Raw genomic sequence first — 17,455 nt, 5'->3', positions numbered from 1 at the left:
GGTTTCGGCAAGTTGCTGCCGGTGGCTCCGCACAGCTCACCGCACACGGTTGAGCGGCAGCTGGGCGGTAGCAAGCGCAGCTTCGGGGTTGCTACCGCTCAGCTGCTGCTCAACCGTGCGTGCTGGCGCCGTAGTTAGGGCGCGCTCGGGGGCAGCAATGTGGGGCGCAATAACCAGGGAAACGATGCTCATGAGCTTGATGAGGATGTTCATGCTGGGGCCAGAAGTGTCCTTGAACGGGTCGCCGACGGTGTCGCCTGTGACGGAGGCCTTGTGGGCGTCGGAGCCTTTGTATTCCATCTTGCCGTCAATCATTACGCCTTTTTCAAACGACTTCTTGGCGTTGTCCCAGGCGCCGCCGGCGTTGCTTTGAAACATGGCCATCAGCACGCCCGATACCGTAACGCCAGCCAGCGTGCCACCCAGCACCTCGGGACCAAACGTGAAACCTACTAGCACCGGCACTACCAGCGCAATAGCTCCCGGCAGCATCATCTCCCGAATGGCGGCTTGAGTGGAAATAGCCACGCATTTCTCGTATTCCGGGCGGCCGGTGCCTTCCATAATGCCCGGAATTTCCCGAAACTGCCGCCGCACTTCCTGCACCATGGCCATGGCCGCGCGCCCCACCGCCGAAATAGCCAGGGCCGAAAAGATGAAGGGAATCATGGCCCCCACGAACAGGCCGCCCAGCACCCGGGCGTCACTGATGTCAATGGAGCTAATGTTGGCCGTGCCCATAAACGCGGCAAACAAGGCCAGGGAAGTCAGGGCCGCCGAAGCAATAGCAAAGCCTTTGCCCGTAGCGGCCGTGGTGTTGCCCACGGCATCCAGAATATCGGTCCGCTCGCGCACTTCTTTGGGTAACTCGCTCATTTCGGCAATGCCGCCGGCGTTATCGGCAATGGGCCCGAAGGCATCAATGGCCAGCTGCATGGCGGTGGTGGCCATCATGCCAGCGGCGGCAATGGCTACCCCGTAGAGACCCGCGCACTCGAAACTCAGGATGATGCCGGCCGCCAGCACAATAATGGGCAGCACGGTGCTTTCCATGCCCACAGCCAGGCCGCCAATTACGGTAGTAGCGTGTCCCGTGCTGCTCTGACGCACAATGCTCAGTACGGGCCGCTTGCCCATGGCCGTGTAGTACTCCGTGATAATGCTCATTAGGGTACCAACTACCAGCCCCACCAGCACGGCATAAAACACGTCCATCGAGTCGAAAGTGGTACCTCGAATGGTCAGATCCTCGGTGGGTAGCATCCAGCGGATGATAAAGTAGGAAGCCACTGCCGACGCAATGACCGATACGTAGTTACCCAGGTTCAGAGCGCCCTGCACGTTGCCGCCTTCTTTCACCCGCACCATCAGAATGCCGATGAGGGAGGCGATAATGCCCATGCCGGCAATTACCATGGGAAGCAGAATGGGCGAGAGACCCTCAAACTGGTCGCCGCGGGCCACTACCTCCCGGCCCAGCACCATGGTAGCCAGAATGGTAGCTACATAGGAGCCGAATAAGTCGGCGCCCATGCCGGCCACGTCGCCCACATTGTCGCCCACGTTGTCGGCAATGGTGGCGGGGTTGCGGGGGTCGTCTTCCGGGATGCCGGCCTCTACTTTGCCTACCAAGTCAGCGCCTACGTCGGCTGCTTTGGTGTAGATGCCGCCGCCTACCCGGGCAAAGAGGGCAATACTTTCGGCCCCGAGCGAGAAGCCCGTCAGCACCTCCAGGGCCCGCTCCATGTGCACGTCGTTGGCTGTGCCGCCAGCATTCACCACGAAGATTTTGTAAAACACCAAAAACAACGAACCTAACCCCAGCACGGCCAGCCCAGCCACGCCCATACCCATTACCGAGCCGCCGGAAAACGACACGTTTAGGGCCCGGCTCAGGGAGGTACGGGCGGCCTGGGCCGTGCGCACGTTGGCCTTGGTGGCAATCTTCATCCCAATAAAGCCCGCCAGCGCCGAAAACACGGCCCCGATAATGAAGGCTATTACAATGATGGGACTCGACTTTTCGCCGGTGCTGCCCAGGTAAAACAAACAAGCTGAAGCAATAAGCCCAAAAATGGCTAGCACGCGGTACTCGGCCCGGAGGAAGGCAATGGCGCCGTCGGCAATGTAGCCGGCAATGGTGCGCATCCGCTCGTCGCCGGCATCCTGCCGACTCACCCAACCCGAACGCAACCACGTGTATATTAAAGCCAGCACCCCCAGGGCCGGCACTACGTACAGAATGTTCATCATAAGCGGTGGGAATAGGTTAAGGTGGTTGGGAAAGAGAAAGGTGAGAAAGAACGATTGGTGGGGTAAAATAGAATTTATTAGCTAATAGTCAAGCAGTAAGCTGTAGCAGTGCCGACGCCATAGCACAAAAGCCGGGCGGCCAACACGCAAGATTCACGCATTGACCGCCCGGCTTTCTCCGGTTCTTGAGCTTGAGTTCTGACTAGAGCTTGCGCATCAGTTCCTGGTACAGAGCTAGCATGCTTTCAATGTCCATTTTGGCCACGATTTCGTCGGGGGAGTGCACGTTATCTTCGGGCGCCCCCACAAAGCACCAATCCCAGGGTTGGGCGCTGAGCTGCAGTTCCTTGGCATCGGAGCCTCCGCTGGCTTCTACCTCTAGTTGATGCGCAATACCAGCTTCCCGGGCGATGCGCCGGATGCGCTCCACGTAGCTGCGGCGCGGAATCAGGGAGTCGCGCAGGGAAATAGCCACGCCTTGGCCCGGCCGAACCCCTTCCGTCACCCACGTAATGTCAGAAATTAGGGCCTGTCGCACGCCGTAGGTTTCGTAGATGTGGCGGGCCAGGTACGCCACGGAGCCCCCGCCGTGCTCTTCCCAGCACGAGAAAGCCACGATGCCATCCTGCAAGGTTTCGCACAGACGCAGGGCGTTCCAGACCCCCAGCCGATTGTCGAGATAGCAGCTTTGCACGGTGGTTTCGGTTTCCCGAAAGTCACACCGGAAGGTCAGCTCTGTGCCGCGCTCAATCTCGCGGTGAAAATCGTAGCTCAGGGCCCCCGTTTCCTCGTTCACCTGCAACGTGCACTCAATCTCACCCTGCGCGTCGCGGCCCACTAGGCGGTACCCGGTTTCAGCGTCGGGGCCGCCGATGCGCACCAACTGCTTGCCGTAGCGCACGGTAAAGCCTATACTGTCAAGGTGGGCAAAAACCGCCGTGCGGGGCTTTCCAAATATAAGAATAATGCAATCTTGGAACTCACCGCCTGCTACTACGGTTGGCAGGGTGCGCCAATTGGCTTGGTGCTGCTGTATGTACCGGAGCAAGAATTCTGTTAGAGGAGCTTCATTACCAGAAGGGGCCGCTATCTGGCACAGGGCTTGTAAAAGCTGCATATGGTGTATCTTATTTGTCCAAAACTAGGCCAAATGTTCTACTTTAGCTGTTGCAATGCATAGTATGGGACATTTGTTCAGTCGTGTTTGAAGCCGCAATTCGTTATTCTTATGTTTAAACGACTCCAATTTGTCCTGTTGCTGCTCCTGCCCTTAGTGGGGCTGGCTCAGCAACCCGACACGGCCCGCCCGCCCCTTCTTCAGGACTCATTGCGGCAGGTACAATTGGAAAACGTAGATGTTGCTCCCGGTGCCATTGACACCAAAGGATGGCTCCTGCTTGATAAAGACATTCAGACAGAGCTAGAAGGAGCCGTTTTTAACCTCTACAACTTCAAGTACGACAAGGCCGAGCGGCAATTTCGCAGCTTACGCCGCCGCTACCCCAACCACCCCATGCCCTACTTTTTGCTGGGGCTGAGTACGTGGTGGAAGATTATGCCGGCGGGTATCCAAACTACGCAGTACGACAAGCTTTTCTTTGCCTACATGGATACGGCCATCACCAAGGGTGAGGCCCTGTACAAGGCGGATAACAGAAATTACGAAGCGTGCTTTTTTCTGGCGGCGGGTTATGGTTTTGATGCCCGCCTGCACGCCGAGCGTCATGACTGGCGCAAAGCCACGGTAGGCGCCAAGCGCGCCCTAGACTACCTCGATAAAAGCAAGGAAGCCAATGGGCTAAGCCCAGAGTTTCTGTTCGGACAGGCCCTCTTCAACTACTACGCCGTCTGGATTCCTGATAATTATCCGCTACTCAAGCCCGTGCTGCTGTTTTTCCCCAAGGGCAACAAGCAGTTGGGGCTGCAGCAGCTGCGCAACGTAGCCGACAACGGGTTTTACGTGGGCCCCGAAGCCCGAGTGTTTCTGATGCGCATTCTTATCAACGAGGAGGACAAGCCGGAACAGGCCATGCCCATTGCCCGCTACCTAGCCACCACCTACCCCGATAACGGCTACCTCCAGCGCATTTATGCCAACGCCTGCTTTCGGCAGGGCGAGTTCCGGGAGTGCGAGCGGGTAAGTCGGGACATGTTGGACAAACTAAACCGAGGCCTGCCGGGCTACGAAGCCAACAGCGGCCGCTACGCCACGTACTTTCTGGGCTACTTGATGCAGAATCGCTACAAGGACTTAGCTAAGGCCAAAGAGTATTATCAGCGCTGCATCGTATTCGCCGAAACCAATGGCGAAACTAAATATGGATTCTACGTTTTTGCTAACCTGGCTCTGGCCCGCCTCGCTGATCGAGGCAAAGATGTAACGGCCGCTCGGCGCTATTACAGCGTAGTTCTTGATAAATCCGACCATAATTCGGAACAATACAAGGAGGCCAAAACGTACCTTAAGACGAAACGGAAGTAGGGAAGGCTACCGCGCACTGTGTATGGAACTCAAGGACCTGTTTTTAACTCCACTCTACCTCGGGATATTCTACGGGATAGCCTTCGCCGTGCGCAAGCGGTTCACCAACCCTCTAACCAGGAAGTATTTCATCCCGGCTTTATCGGTAAAGTTTCTAGGCGCCATTGGCCTGGGCTTGATTTACCAGTTTTACTACGGCGGAGGAGACACGTTTAACTACTTTTCGCACGTAAAAGTAATATACCGGGCTTTCGGCGACTCATTCAGCACAGGGGTAAAGCTGTTGTTAGGAAAACACCCTGCTGACGCGGACATGCTGCGCTATACTGGCCAGATGTATTGGTATGATGCTCCAACGGAGTACTTCGTGGCCCAGGTAGCTAGCGTATTTGCCCTCATCGGCTTTGGCAGTTATACTGTCATTGCTCTCGGCTTTGCCTTTTTGAGTTTTTGCGGCATGTGGGCTATGTATGTCACATTCCTACGCATATATCCTCTGGCTTATAAGAAACTGGCTATTGCCGTTTTCTTTCTACCATCTGTTTTCTTCTGGGGGTCGGGGCTGATGAAGGACTCCTTGTGCATAGGAGCCTTAGGGTGGACTTTTTACGGGTTTTATCACGCCCTTATCCTAAAAAAGAATATACCGACCGCCGTAGTGCTTGGTACTCTAGGTGCCTACATCCTCCTTTCTGTAAAGGTCTACATTTTGCTTTCCTTCTTGCCCGCAGCTCTGTTGTGGGTGTTTAATGAAAACAACCAACGGATTAAGTCAGCGGCTTTGCGCATGCTGCTCAAGCCCTTGTTCCTCCTGCTAGGAGCTGGAGCTGGCTACCTAGGAGCCACAGGCTTGACTGCCGGCGACGAGAAGTATGATGTTGAAAAATTGGGGGAACGGGCCCGCATCAATCAGCAGTACCTAACTACCTATGCAGCTAACGGCTCAACCTATAACATTGGGGAGTTCGACGGTTCATTGAGCTCTACTTTGAAAGTAGCGCCACAAGCCATCATAGTCTCTATTTTCCGTCCTTTCCTATTCGAGGTAAGAAACCCAGTAATGCTGCTCTCCGCCCTGGAAGCCTCCCTGTTTATTTGGCTGACAGTTAGCCTTTTTTACAAAACTGGACTCGGAAAGGGTTTTGCCTTGATTCTTGGCACTCCCATTCTGCTCTTTTGCTTTCTGTTTGCCATCATCTTTGCTATCGGGGTAGGTATCAATAGTGGCAATTTCGGCACGCTAGTGCGCTACAAAATTCCCCTAATGCCTTTTTACTTAGCAGCACTTTACATTATGCAGGCCAAGGCGCAGCCAAAACGGCGCGTAGTCGCCAAGCCTCAACTAAATAGCGCCAGGAAGTTCTCGCGGTTAGCTACCACGGAGTAACGAGCTTCCACTGTCTGGCGGGCTGCTTGACCCATGCGGGACCGTACCGCTGGGTTGCTAAGTAGGTTGCGCAGGGCCGCCTCCCATTGCTCGGGCGTGGCACATACGTTCCCATTCACATCTTCCTGTACTACTTCCGTGTTCATACCCACGGGCGACACTAGCGCGGGCTCACCTAAAGCCATGTATTGCAGGGCTTTAAAGGCGCATTTACCTTTCGCCCAAGGGTCATCTTCGAGCGGCATTAGCCCCACGTGAAACCTGAGTAAATCTGCTATTTCAGTTTCCTTTTGCCAAGGCTGATACACTAAGCTGCGCAGCGGCAATTCTGGCGGCTGATTGGAAATCACCCGGAACTCGAAATCGAACTCCTGCTCCAGCTTCGCTAGCACGGGTACTACCTGCTCAATATATTTCAGGGTTGAGTGCGTACCCGTCCAGCCGATAACCAGTTTCCCGGGGGCTTGCTGGTCGCGCACTTGGTTGTGCAGATTGACTGTATCAATGGTGGTAGGGTTCACAACTGCCTTCTGGTTGAACTGCCGGGCATAGTCACGCAGGTAGGCGTTGCCGCAACTAACCTTATAGGCCCAGCGGCAGATGCTGCCCACTTTGTGGTGCCACTTTACCCCGGCCACTATCTTGTTGGCCTCCGAGGTGTTCGGAATCCAGATGGCATCGTCGAAGTCATAGATAATCTTCTTACCCAACACCTTGGAAATCAGCCACTCAAATACGGGCGGGCCAATGGGAGAAGCTTCGCGGTGAATGAACACGTAGTCGTACTTCGGCACCACGAAGAGCAGCCCAAACCGGCGCAGAAATCCACCCAAAATGCCGGCTACTTTTTGCAACTGATGCCCTGGCTTGTACAGAATGGCCCAGGTAGCTTCCGAAATAAACGGGGCGACCCAGTAACGGTGGCCGGCGGCCGTCAGGAAATCGAAGTATTGTTCAAAACGGAACCGTTGGGAAGGAGCCTTACCCGTAGGATAGGGCACCAGGAAAAGAATCTGCATACGGAAAAGCTAGGGAATGTCGGGCGAAGGAGTTGGCGCCACCTTCTGCCAGCCGCAAAGGTACACTGACCAGTTGCTTCCCGTACTTACTACGCACGATTCAGCTATTATCTTTGGTGGCTTTTATTTCTCGGCCGGCTTGCTCCATTGCTTACCTTATGCCTTTTACTACCGCCCTGCCCCTGCTTTCGGTTGTTAGCCCGGTCTACCAGGCTAGCGCTGTGCTGGACGAGCTGGTCAGACGTCTGGAGCACACGCTAACCGCTTTACCGGTTCGCTACGAAATCATTCTCGTCGATGACGGTAGCGCCGATAGCAGTTGGGAGCTGATTTGCCGGCAGGCGGCCCGCACCCCGTGCGTACGCGGCCTCCGCTTATCCCGCAACTTCGGGCAGCACCACGCTATTACAGCCGGCTTGGAGCAGTGCCAGGGCGAGTGGGTGGTGGTAATGGATTGCGACCTGCAGGACCAGCCCGAGGAAATTACGCGGTTGTGGGCCAAGGCTCAGGAAGGCTACGAAGCCGTGCTGGCCCGCCGGGGCCGCCGGACCGACTCGGCGTTTACCGTGTGGCGGGCCCGCGCCTTTTACGCCGTGCTGGCCTACCTGACGGGCCAAGCCCAGGATGCGGAAGTTGGCAACTTTGGCGTGTACCACCGTCGCCTGATTGATACCGTACTGCAACTGCGCGAAAGCACTCGCTACTTCCCTACTATGGTCCGCTGGGCCGGCTTTCGCCAAACCTCCCTGCCCGTAGCGCACGGCCACAGCGGCCGCGCTACGTCGTATTCCTTATCGCGCCGCCTGCAACTCGCCCTCGACATCATCCTGACCTATTCCGACAAGCCCCTGCGGCTGACCGTGTATTTTGGTCTGGTGCTGGCTTTTATAGCATTCGGACTGGGTTTGGTGATGCTGATTCGGGCGTTACGGGGGCAGATTGTGGTACTGGGCTACGCCAGCCTCATTGTTTCGCTCTGCTTTTTCTGCGGCGTTATCATTACCGTCCTGGGGGTAGTAGGCTTGTACGTCGGGAAGACCTTTGAGGGAGTGCGGGCCCGCCCCCTGTACGTGGTTGCCGACCGCACCGTATGATTCCCTCTCCCCTCCCCCCCGATTTTATTCCTTTCAACCGGCCCCATTTGGCCGGGCCCGAACTGGAGTATATCCGCCAGGCAGTAGCCGCTGGTAAGCTGTCGGGCAATGGCGAGTTCACGCAACGCTGCCAACGGTTTCTGGAGCAGCGCTACGGCTTACTCAAGGCCCTGCTCACCACCAGCGGCACCGATGCGTTGGAAATGGCCGCGCTGCTGCTGAACCTGCAGCCCGGCGATGAGGTCATTGTTCCCAGTTACACCTTTACTTCTACTGCCAACGCTTTCGTGCTGCGCGGAGCCCGCATTGTTTTCGCCGATAGCCATCCGGATTATCCCAACCTGGATGTACGCCAAGTGGCGCAGTTGCTGACGCCACGGACGCGGGTTATTGTGTTGGTACACTATGGTGGGCAGCCAGCTGAGCATATGCTAGAACTGCTGGCGTTGGCAGAGGAGCACGGTATTTGGGTGGTAGAAGATGCGGCCCAAGCCATTGAGGCGCGGTTTCAGGATCGTCCGCTCGGCACCTTCGGGCACCTAGCGGCATTCTCCTTCCACGAAACCAAAAACATCAGTGCCGGTGAAGGCGGTATGCTGGCTATCAACGACCCGCGCTTTGTGGCTCGGGCGGAAATCATTTGGGAGAAAGGCACCAACCGGGCGGCATTCTACCGGGGCGAAGCAGCCCGCTACGAATGGGTTGACCTGGGTTCTTCTTTTCTGGCCTCGGAGCTGAATGCCGCCTACCTCTGGGCCCAACTCGAAGCCATTGATAGGATTCAGGCCCGGCGCCGCTACCTCTGGGAGAGGTACGCGGCAGCCCTTGCCCCATTAGCGGCTAGTGGTGTCTTTGATTTGTTGCCTCAGCTGCCTAACGCCCAACCGAACTGGCACCTGTTTGTCTTGCTCTGCACCGATGAAACGAACCGGGACGCGCTGCTAGCCTACTTGCGTCAGCGGCACATTCTGGCCGTATTCCACTACCTACCGCTGCACCTGAGCCCCTACTACGCCACTCAGCACGACGGGCGGCAGCTACCCCACGCGGAGCGCTATGCCCAAACGCTGGTACGCTTACCCCTGTTTCATGACCTCACCGATGAGCAGCAGGACCGCATCATCAGCGCAGTGCAGACTTTCTTCCGCCTCCGCCTTGGCAGCTAGCTAGACCTTAGCCAGAACTTCGTGGTAGAGCTGACCCAGCCGGTTGTAGGTAGCGGCCGGCTGAAACTTGTTGCGCACGAACGCACGACCGGCAGCCGCAAACCGTTCCCGCATTTTTGCATCGGCAGCCAGGGAAGTAATAGCCAAGGTCATGGCCGCTACGTCACGGTTGGGCACCAGCAACCCGGAACGGCCGTTTTCAAACAGCTCCGCCGGGCCACCGCAGTCCGAAACAATGAGAGGGGTGCCAAAGTACAGGGCATCGAGACAGGTAAGGGAAAACGATTCTGACTCGGAGAAATTCAGCAGGATATCGGCGTCCTTGATGGCCCGCTCCACGTCGGACACAAACCCTTGAAAGCTAACTACCTCTACCAGCCCAGCTTCTTGCACCCTGGCCTCCAGCTGCTGCCGAAACTCCCGGTTCTTGGCCATGCCCATGTCGCCACCCACAAACTTCAGACGTAGCCGGTTGTCCTGGGCATACGCTTTTTGGAACGCCTCGACAGCGAAATCCTGCCCCTTCCCTTGAATGTAGTTGCTCAGGTAGAGGAGCTGCACCGTATCGTCGGGGCGGGACGCTGGCACTACCGGAGCCGGGTAGCGCTCCGCCCCCGGAATGGGGTCAAATACCACCTGCACGTTGGCCGCCCCGCCGAAGTAGCGACGCACCGCCTCGGAAACGCATATTACTCGGTCGGCATACCGCTCGCCCAGCCATCGCCACGTACGGGCCAGGGGCTGCATCAGGCTTTGGGGCAAAAAGCGCACGTGCGTTATTACCCGCAAGCGCCCCAAGCTCAGCGCCTTAGCTACGTAGCCCGTCAGGTTATAAAAGTCGTTCAGATCGATAACCTGAGCACTCCGCTGCCGGGCCAGGCGGTATAGGCGCCAACCATTCAGCAGTAGCATGGGCCCGTAGCGCAGCAAGTCGCCCTTGCGCCGGCTGATTTCCACGAAAGGCAACTCGTGCACCACGTAACCGTCCTGCTCTAGCACGGCGCGGGCCGTACTACCTGTTGGCACCACATATTCGAAGGCAAACTGCTCGCGCAAGGGCCCCGTAGCGTGCCGCATGGCATTCAGTGCCCCCGTCACGGCCCGGGAATTGTCTACTACAAGAATTAGAGGCTTTTTCACCAGAACCTTTCCTTAAACGTACGCTGCCTACTCAGCTAGTACCTCGTCGATTAGCTTCTGCCAGCGGCGAAAGGTATTGGCGTGGGTAAAATCGTTGGAGCGCAGGCGGGCTGCCTCACCTAGTTGCGTGCGCTTAGCAGCATCTGCCAATAAGGTATGCAGGGTTGAGACCCACATTGTTTCATCCGCTGCCAGTGTGGCGGCATTAGTCAGCATGGGCATCAAAATGCCGTAGTCAGCCCATTCCGCTGCCCGGATGGGGTGCGTCGGCGTGGCGGAGCCAGGGGCTAGCATTTCGCGAGGGCCGGTAGGGCAATCGGTGCTTACTACCGGCACCCCACAGGTCATGGCCTCGCCGAGAGCCAGCGGAAAGCCTTCCCAGGCGGAGGGAAACACGAAGGCAGTAGCTGGACGAATGTACTGAAACGGGTTGTGCTGCAGCCCCACGAAATACACATCAAAGTCCGGGGTCAACGGCACGTCAGCCCAGGCTTCGTACACGCGCAACCCCAGACCGCGGGCATGTTCCACTAACTCAGTCCGCAGTTCGCCGTCGCCGATGAACACTAGCTTGGCCGGCTGAGTTTTGCGAAGCTCAGCGAAAATAGACAGCAGGGGCTTCTGGTTTTTCTGAATGGCTAAGCGGCCGGAAGTAACCAGAATAGGCGCCGACGCATACACGGTCTGCATAGCAGCCGGCAAGGGCTCCTGCGCTTTTTCCCATACACTTTCCACTTCGAAGGAATTATTAATGGCGCTTAGCTTGCGGCGGTCTACGCCGTAATCTTCTACCATTTCGGGAATAATATCCCGGCTGACGCACACAATTCGGTCGGCCCGCTTGTAGAGCAGAGGCATTAACACGCCTTTGCGCAACCAACCAGTTAGGCCACTGATGTTGCGGTCGTGCGACTTGGAACCCTGAATTAGCAGGATTACCTTTTCCCGGCCCTTGCTGAGCAAATTCACATAGTCCGCCCCTTCCAGATGGCTAATGCAGATATCAGTGCCTAAGCGCTGCTTGAGCTGCTTAAGCTGGCTGACCCGCTTAAAGAAGTTTGACACTTTCTGCATAGGTCCGCCGCCCCCCGTTACCTGTAAGCTCTCCAGACGGTTGCCAGAGGGATACAGATTTTCAAGGTCGAGGTCGAACACAGCTTCCGTGACGTCGTAGTATTTGCTTAATTCCACACTGTGGTCGTGAAACGCTCGTTGAGCGCCTCCCAGCCCTAGGTTAGGAATTACCATTAACAGCTTCTTACGCATAGATTTTCAAGAAAAACTGAGTTTGCCTGTTGGAAGCAAAGCGAATCTACACCTGGGTTAGGAGCGCGTGCATGCGCTGGCGGAACTCTTCCGGCTTCACGTAGAACCCACCTGAGTATTTGTTCTGGCTAGGCTCCCCAATCAGGCTATCATACTGATAGCCATGCTGGGCCGCCATCAGCATGTAGTGGAACGGGTAATATTCGCCGGGCGGGAATATCTCAAGCAAACCCATGGGTTGGCTCCCCCGAAACATCATGTTCACCAGACCAGCACCGTGAATGCCCAATACGTAGCGTGATTCGCTCAGCATGTGAGCTTGTTGAGCTAACGTCATGGTATCAAAGTCCACTACCTCAAAGCCTTCGGCCTGACAAATAGCTTCTATTTCGGCGCTATTCTCAATGAAGCGTAGCCGCTTTGGGCTGCGGGTGATAAAGATCCGGCGCTGCCCGCTGCCAGCAGGCGCTAGGTCCTGCGGCTGTACCATCTGGCGAATCCGCTCATAGTAGGACGCCGTATGGGTAAGCGGTTTGCAGAAATAAGTCTTCTTACTCCGGATGTACTCGTTTTCTTTTTGAATAACCCAGGTACGGTTTTTCAGATATGGATGCTGCAGGAAGTACTGGAAAAAGGATTTTTTGTACAGTGCCTCTGCAATAAGTAGGGGCGTTTCGTACGGCAGTTGCAGCTTTTCTTCCAGGAAAAAAAGCTTGGCCAGCACGTCATTGTAGAAGTGGTAGTAATTCTCCTCCCCCGTATCACGCAACGACACCAGCACCTCATGGGCAGGTAGCTTGTCAAGCTGCATCTTCCGAATCTGAGTAGAGGGCTTGGGCAGATAAGAAACGCGGCTGAAACCTAAAGAGGGATAAATCAACTGCTTGTCAGCTGACATGGCCCAGCCGTACTTAGGCTCAATAATGCACTCCTTGTCGTACACCAATAGGTACTCGTCCTGAGTCCAGTTTTCATAGAGTGAAATTTGGTGCTGGAGCCGGGCATCCAAGTGGTCCTTCCGCACGGGAGTTATCCGGAAAGGATAATCATCCCGCTTTATAACGAAATCCTGATCAGCAAACTGCTTTTCCGGAAACAAAACTCTGTCAATTGTATTGATGCGCAGTATGTTATACTGCAAATGCGCTTTTTTAAGCAATACAACAGGAAATACTTTTTTTAATATCTTTTTCAAGGCCTGCAATACAAAAAGTTAAGCGGGTACTCTTTTACTGGCAAACTAGGATGATGGCTATTTAAAGCAGATGCTTGACCGATGCCAGAAAACGCCGCCGCCATAAAACTGTTGGGTCTTGTTGCACCGCTTTCCACAGATAGCGCATAGTTTCAGTACGGTGCTGCTTGCTCAGAGCTAGCGTTAAAGAAATAAAGGTGTACCGGTCGGCGACAAACTGCCCGGTCCGATTGGGGAAACGGCGGGCGAAATCTGGGTTACGCTTAATCAACTCAGCAAACAGCTCGTCCCGTCTCCGAACGGCTTCAGGCGCAATGGTATTCAGGCTTCGCCCGTCATGCTCGCGCAAGCAGAACGTCTTTCTTCGGATGGGATGAAAAGTGTATTTGCTAGCTAAGCGCACCCACAGTTCCCAGTCTTCGGCGGAAGCCAGGCGGCGGTCTTCCTCAAACGGATTGGCTAGGGCAATATCGCGCCGCACGAACACCGTATTACACGCCAGCGGATTGTCGTGTAGCAGTACCTCGTTAGTACTTTCCTTGAACTCATACACCTCGCTAATGACGCGGTCTTGTCCGTCGAGGCGCTCGTACCCGGTATGCACGACTTCCACTTGCCCGTTCTGGTCGAGAAACTCCTTCACCACTAGCAGGTGGTTTGGGTACATTTCGTCGTCGGAATCGAAGAAATTAATATAGGAGCCCCGGGCTTGCCGGGCGCCGTAGTTTCGGGCCGCGCCCCGCTCACCGTTTTCCTTGTAGAAGTACCGGACCCGCGGATCGGTGACCGTAGCTACTACCTCCCTGGTATTGTCCTTACTTCCATCATCCACCAGCACTAGCTCAAAATTCTGATACTCCTGTTTGAGAACGGAGTTCACGGTATCCAGCACAATGTCAGCCCGGTTGTAGCAGGGAACTACAATGGTGAAAAAAGGCGATGAGGAGACGAAAGTGTCCACGGACATACTGATACTGAAAAGAAAAGTGAAAGGCGGGCAGCAGAAAGCCGCAAAAATCAAAGGGCTTTGCCGCGCAGCAGCTTACCATACTGCTGCAACATGTGCTGCCGGTGCTCAGAGTTGCCGCGCATTAGCAAAAAATTAGCCATTTTAGCCAGGTAGTACACTTTGGTAGTAGCCCAGCCATACTCGCGGTTCAGGAAAATGTCTTCGTTCTGCAGAATCATATTGCCCTGATTCAGCCGCTTTTCCTTTTTGGTGCTTTGCGAGAAATGGTGCATTACCCGCGCTTCGGGCACGTATTTGATAGTATACCCCAGCTTGCGCACGGTGTAGCTCCACTGCAGATCCTCGGCGTACATGAAGAAGTCATCGGCGAGCTGCTGGCCGGGCATTTTCTCAATCACCTCCCGCTTGATGTGGAAGTAAGTGCCCCATACCCAGTCGGGGTAGAGCGGTTTGTCGTAGGTAAAGAAAGCACCCTGCAAAATATTGCCGCGCTGTTCTGCCGACATAAATTTCTGCAGCCGCAGCAATTCAACCAGCTGCAGATTAATAGACGGGAAACGTCCGCAGGAGTGCTGCACGCGGCCGTCAGGATATTCCAATCTAGCTGTGGTTAGGCCTACTGTCTTATTCGCTGCCAACTCCTGGTACGTCAGCGTCAGGGCATCGTTCAGGCAGGCCGCGTCACTGTTAAAGAGCAGAATGGTTTCCCCAACAGAGTGTTGAATACCCAAGTTGTTGCCTTTAGCAAAGCCCGAGTTATTGGGGTTGCGCACCAGCTTAATAGAGGGAAAACGTTGCTCAAACAGGCCAGGGTCGCACTCAGTGGAGGCATTATCTACTACAATAATTTCGTAGCTAACGCCGTGCGTGTGCTTGATAATGGATTCAACCGCCTCGCTAGTAAGCTGAAAGGTATTGTAGTTGATGATGATAATGGAAACCTGCATTACTCTGAGTGGTTACTTCGAAGAAAACAGCACCTTGGTGTATAACTGCTCATGGGCCTGCACGAACTCCTCTACGTCAAACATTTTACGAATCGAGAGGGCGGCCTGGGCGTGCTCTTCCCACAGCTCAGGCTGGGTAACGTAGGCCTCCATATTCTTCAGCAGGCTGGCAATCCGGGGAGTCAGGTCTTCTTCCATTTCAATCAGCAGGCCGCCCGGCTCGTGGTTGGCCGGAACTATTACCTCCGGAATACCGCACAGGTCGCTGGCGATAACGGGCACCCGGTGCTCGAAAAACTCTACAATCGTTAGGGGTAGCCCCTCGTTAAAGCTGGAGGGTACCAGCCCTACCCGGCAGGCCGACATGTAGTAGTGGGGGTTCTGCACATTGCCCAGAAATATGATATCGGGGGCAGTATCTCCCAGCTCATGCTGCATAGCCGTCAGACACGGGCCTTCCCCCATGCACAGCCAGGCAAACTTACGGGTTGGGTGCCGCTGCTTTAGCTGCTGGTACGCCGCCAAGGCATAGTGCCACCCCTTCTGCTCAGTTCCCCGGCCTCCCATTCCAAACACAAAGCTCCCCGGGGCAATGCCTAGTTCCTGGTGAATTACCTCAGGCGGCGGCAACGTACCTTGGTGCCGTAACACCCCATTGTAAATTGTGGCGACCGGTACGGTCAGCGGCTCATCCTGACCAGTAGCTAGCTCTTTGTGCTTTAACGTTTCGGCTTCCGTATGATAATCGGAGGCAATGATTTTCTGGCCCAGCGCCCGCGCCTGCTCAGATACCCCGCTTTGGTCGCCATAAAGCAGAGCTTTCGCTGCGTACTCCGAGACGGCAATAATTGCTCGGGCTTTATTGGCGTAGGGAATAAACGAGACGTCCTGCACTTTACGAAGCATTGTGTACCCACTATGATCTGTAACAACAATGGGCACGGACAGAAATCGTAGCACGGCATTGAGGCGCGACTGTTTGGTTAGGATTTCATGGCTATGCACCACCTCAATCTTGTGGCGCACGATGGTGTATAAGAACATCATCGTTTTGCAAGCCTCGTGAAAGCCAGCGTACCCAGTAAGCCGCTGCAACAAGCCGTTTAACTTCCAGGCCAGCTTATTTACCAATGGATAGCTGTTCATGTCCACTAGCTTCACCTTTGGCGACAGGTACCGGTCGACCATGCCCTGGTCGACTAGCTGTTCGCCTTGATTAAAGAAAAAAGCCTCATGCCGTTGCGCAATTCCGGAAGCAAGCGTTAGGGCTACTATATGAGAGCCGGCCTTCTCCAAGCAGAAGGTTGTAAATAGCACCTTCATTATGTAGCAGAATTAACAGTAGAATGTAAAGCGGCGCTAAAGGCCTGTTCGTAGTGCTCGGCGCAGGCGGCCATGGAAAACTCTTGGCTGGCCTGTCGGCAGTGCGCCGCGTGAGCTGCGTACAGGACTGGCTCGGTGCAGTACCGGACCATAGCCTCCGTAAGCATGCGTAGCTTGGGAGTGTAGGTTTCGGCTTCTATATCCACCAGCTGCCCCGTGTGCCCCGCGCTGGGCTCCAGCAGTTCCGGAATACCACCGACGCGGGTAGCAATGGAGGGTTTGCCGCTCACCATGTACTCGATGATAGCCAGTGGCAACGCCTCTGCGCGGAAATAGGTGGGCAACAGCCCCACATCAAAGCCTGCCACGTAGAAATCCGGGTTAGGCACTTGTCCGGTAAAGATAATATCTGGGTCCGTCGCGTACTCGTCGGCCAGCGTTTTCAGGTAGGGACTGCCTCCCACCAACACCAACCGCAGGGCGCGAGCTGGCAGAGCGGCTTTCACCTGCTGAAACGCTTGTACGGCGTACCGCCAGCCTTTGTCCTCAATCCCCCGCGCCACCATGCCGAATACAAATGCTTCGGCCGGAATAGCCAGCGCACGACGAGTTGTCTCGGCAGCATGAGCTTCCGTAATAACGCCATTGTACACTGTCTGCACGGGGGGTAGGCTCGGGAATGCCCGTTCCAGTTTGTGGCGGCAGTAGTCAGATACAGCCAGAATTCGCTTTGCTACCTGAAGTACCGGCAAAAAGTCCCGACGACCTTCCTGCAGAAACTTGGTGTATTCGCCGTGCTCGGTAATAACCAGGGGTAGGCCGAGGCGTTCAACAACGGGGGCACAAATGTCATCCGAGACGGTAGCGTGGCTGCTAACTACATCAATCTTGTACCGCAGCAGGCACTCGACCAAGTACGCTTGCTGCCGCTGGTTGTAGAAGGTTGCCGGCCGGCCCAGCAGACCTTGCAGGGCATTTATCTTGTAGGCCCAGAACGTGCTTTTCGGGTTATCAGCCATCGAAAGAACCTTCACTTGCGGGGGTAACAAGCGAGCTACCAAGTCATGATCAATCAGCTCAGCCCGCTGATTGAAAACATATACTTCATGCCCCCGGCGCTGCAGTTCTGCCGCCAGGTTCATGGCCAGCACTTCGCCCCCGCCTACCTGCAACGACCATGTAGAAATTAGAATTCTCATTGCGCTTGTACTAC

Annotated in this window: 14 protein-coding genes; 4 read left to right on the top strand and 10 right to left on the bottom strand. The window is 55.4% G+C overall.

The window, feature by feature from the left end; genetic code table 11:
• Window positions 1-36: 36 nt before the first annotated feature.
• Both MWH26_RS02800 and MWH26_RS02795 read right to left on the bottom strand, forming a co-directional pair.
• Window positions 37-2,253, bottom strand: a complete 2,217-nt coding sequence (locus tag MWH26_RS02800; protein ID WP_247975959.1) for a sodium-translocating pyrophosphatase — start codon at window positions 2,251-2,253, stop codon at window positions 37-39.
• A 202-nt stretch (window positions 2,254-2,455) separates the two neighbouring features.
• Window positions 2,456-3,370, bottom strand: coding sequence for a M20/M25/M40 family metallo-hydrolase (locus MWH26_RS02795; RefSeq protein WP_247975958.1), 915 nt, complete (start codon window positions 3,368-3,370; stop codon window positions 2,456-2,458).
• 111 nt (window positions 3,371-3,481) lie between these two features.
• Here MWH26_RS02795 and MWH26_RS02790 point away from each other — a divergent pair, with 111 nt between their 5' ends.
• Window positions 3,482-4,735: a tol-pal system protein YbgF gene (locus MWH26_RS02790; protein ID WP_247975957.1), complete on the top strand. Its 1,254-nt coding sequence runs from the start codon at window positions 3,482-3,484 to the stop codon at window positions 4,733-4,735.
• Window positions 4,736-4,757: 22 nt separating this feature from the next.
• Entirely contained in the window at window positions 4,758-6,122 is a 1,365-nt protein-coding gene (locus MWH26_RS02785) for a hypothetical protein (RefSeq protein WP_247975956.1), read from the top strand.
• Here the strand turns inward: MWH26_RS02785 and MWH26_RS02780 are convergent.
• The gene (locus MWH26_RS02780; protein WP_247975955.1) at window positions 6,074-7,141 is read right to left on the bottom strand and encodes a glycosyltransferase family 4 protein; all 1,068 of its coding nucleotides are present in this window, start codon (window positions 7,139-7,141) and stop codon (window positions 6,074-6,076) included. The two genes, MWH26_RS02785 and MWH26_RS02780, sit on opposite strands and share 49 nt — an antisense overlap.
• A 158-nt stretch (window positions 7,142-7,299) precedes the next feature.
• On the opposite strand from MWH26_RS02780, the gene MWH26_RS02775 reads away from it, so the two are divergent.
• Together MWH26_RS02775 and rffA are read left to right on the top strand one after the other, a co-directional pair.
• Window positions 7,300-8,235 carry a glycosyltransferase family 2 protein gene (locus tag MWH26_RS02775; RefSeq protein ID WP_247975954.1) on the top strand — a complete coding sequence of 312 codons (936 nt, stop codon included), beginning with the start codon at window positions 7,300-7,302 and terminating at the stop codon, window positions 8,233-8,235.
• Window positions 8,232-9,401 (top strand): dTDP-4-amino-4,6-dideoxygalactose transaminase, encoded by a 1,170-nt coding sequence (rffA, locus tag MWH26_RS02770; RefSeq protein WP_247975953.1) that lies wholly within the window; start codon window positions 8,232-8,234, stop codon window positions 9,399-9,401. The genes MWH26_RS02775 and rffA overlap by 4 nt, the downstream gene beginning before the upstream one ends.
• On the opposite strand, the gene MWH26_RS02765 is transcribed toward rffA, so the two are convergent.
• The 7 genes from MWH26_RS02765 to MWH26_RS02735 all read right to left on the bottom strand — a co-directional run bounded on the left by MWH26_RS02765 (window position 9,402) and on the right by MWH26_RS02735 (window position 17,441).
• A complete protein-coding gene (locus tag MWH26_RS02765) occupies window positions 9,402-10,541 on the bottom strand; it encodes a glycosyltransferase family 4 protein (protein WP_247975952.1) in 1,140 nt (379 codons plus the stop codon).
• A 27-nt stretch (window positions 10,542-10,568) separates the two neighbouring features.
• A complete protein-coding gene (locus MWH26_RS02760; RefSeq protein ID WP_247975951.1) occupies window positions 10,569-11,807 on the bottom strand; it encodes a glycosyltransferase in 1,239 nt (412 codons plus the stop codon).
• Window positions 11,808-11,853: 46 nt separating this feature from the next.
• The gene (locus MWH26_RS02755) at window positions 11,854-12,948 is read right to left on the bottom strand and encodes a glycosyltransferase family 61 protein (protein WP_247975950.1); all 1,095 of its coding nucleotides are present in this window, start codon (window positions 12,946-12,948) and stop codon (window positions 11,854-11,856) included.
• A 115-nt stretch (window positions 12,949-13,063) separates the two neighbouring features.
• Window positions 13,064-13,969: a glycosyltransferase family 2 protein gene (locus MWH26_RS02750; RefSeq protein WP_247975949.1), complete on the bottom strand. Its 906-nt coding sequence runs from the start codon at window positions 13,967-13,969 to the stop codon at window positions 13,064-13,066.
• Between the two features lie 50 nt (window positions 13,970-14,019).
• The gene (locus tag MWH26_RS02745) at window positions 14,020-14,919 is read right to left on the bottom strand and encodes a glycosyltransferase family 2 protein (RefSeq protein ID WP_244695121.1); all 900 of its coding nucleotides are present in this window, start codon (window positions 14,917-14,919) and stop codon (window positions 14,020-14,022) included.
• A gap of 12 nt (window positions 14,920-14,931) precedes the next feature.
• Window positions 14,932-15,966 (bottom strand): glycosyltransferase family 4 protein, encoded by a 1,035-nt coding sequence (locus MWH26_RS02740; protein WP_247975948.1) that lies wholly within the window; start codon window positions 15,964-15,966, stop codon window positions 14,932-14,934.
• A 275-nt stretch (window positions 15,967-16,241) separates the two neighbouring features.
• On the bottom strand, window positions 16,242-17,441 hold the full coding sequence (locus MWH26_RS02735) for a glycosyltransferase family 4 protein (protein WP_247975947.1): 1,200 nt from the start codon (window positions 17,439-17,441) through the stop codon (window positions 16,242-16,244).
• Window positions 17,442-17,455: the final 14 nt, after the last annotated feature.

The organism is Hymenobacter sublimis (assembly GCF_023101345.1).
GTDB classification, from domain to species: Bacteria; Bacteroidota; Bacteroidia; order Cytophagales; family Hymenobacteraceae; genus Hymenobacter; species Hymenobacter sublimis.
This window is presented reverse-complemented; position numbering and strand designations above follow the sequence as displayed.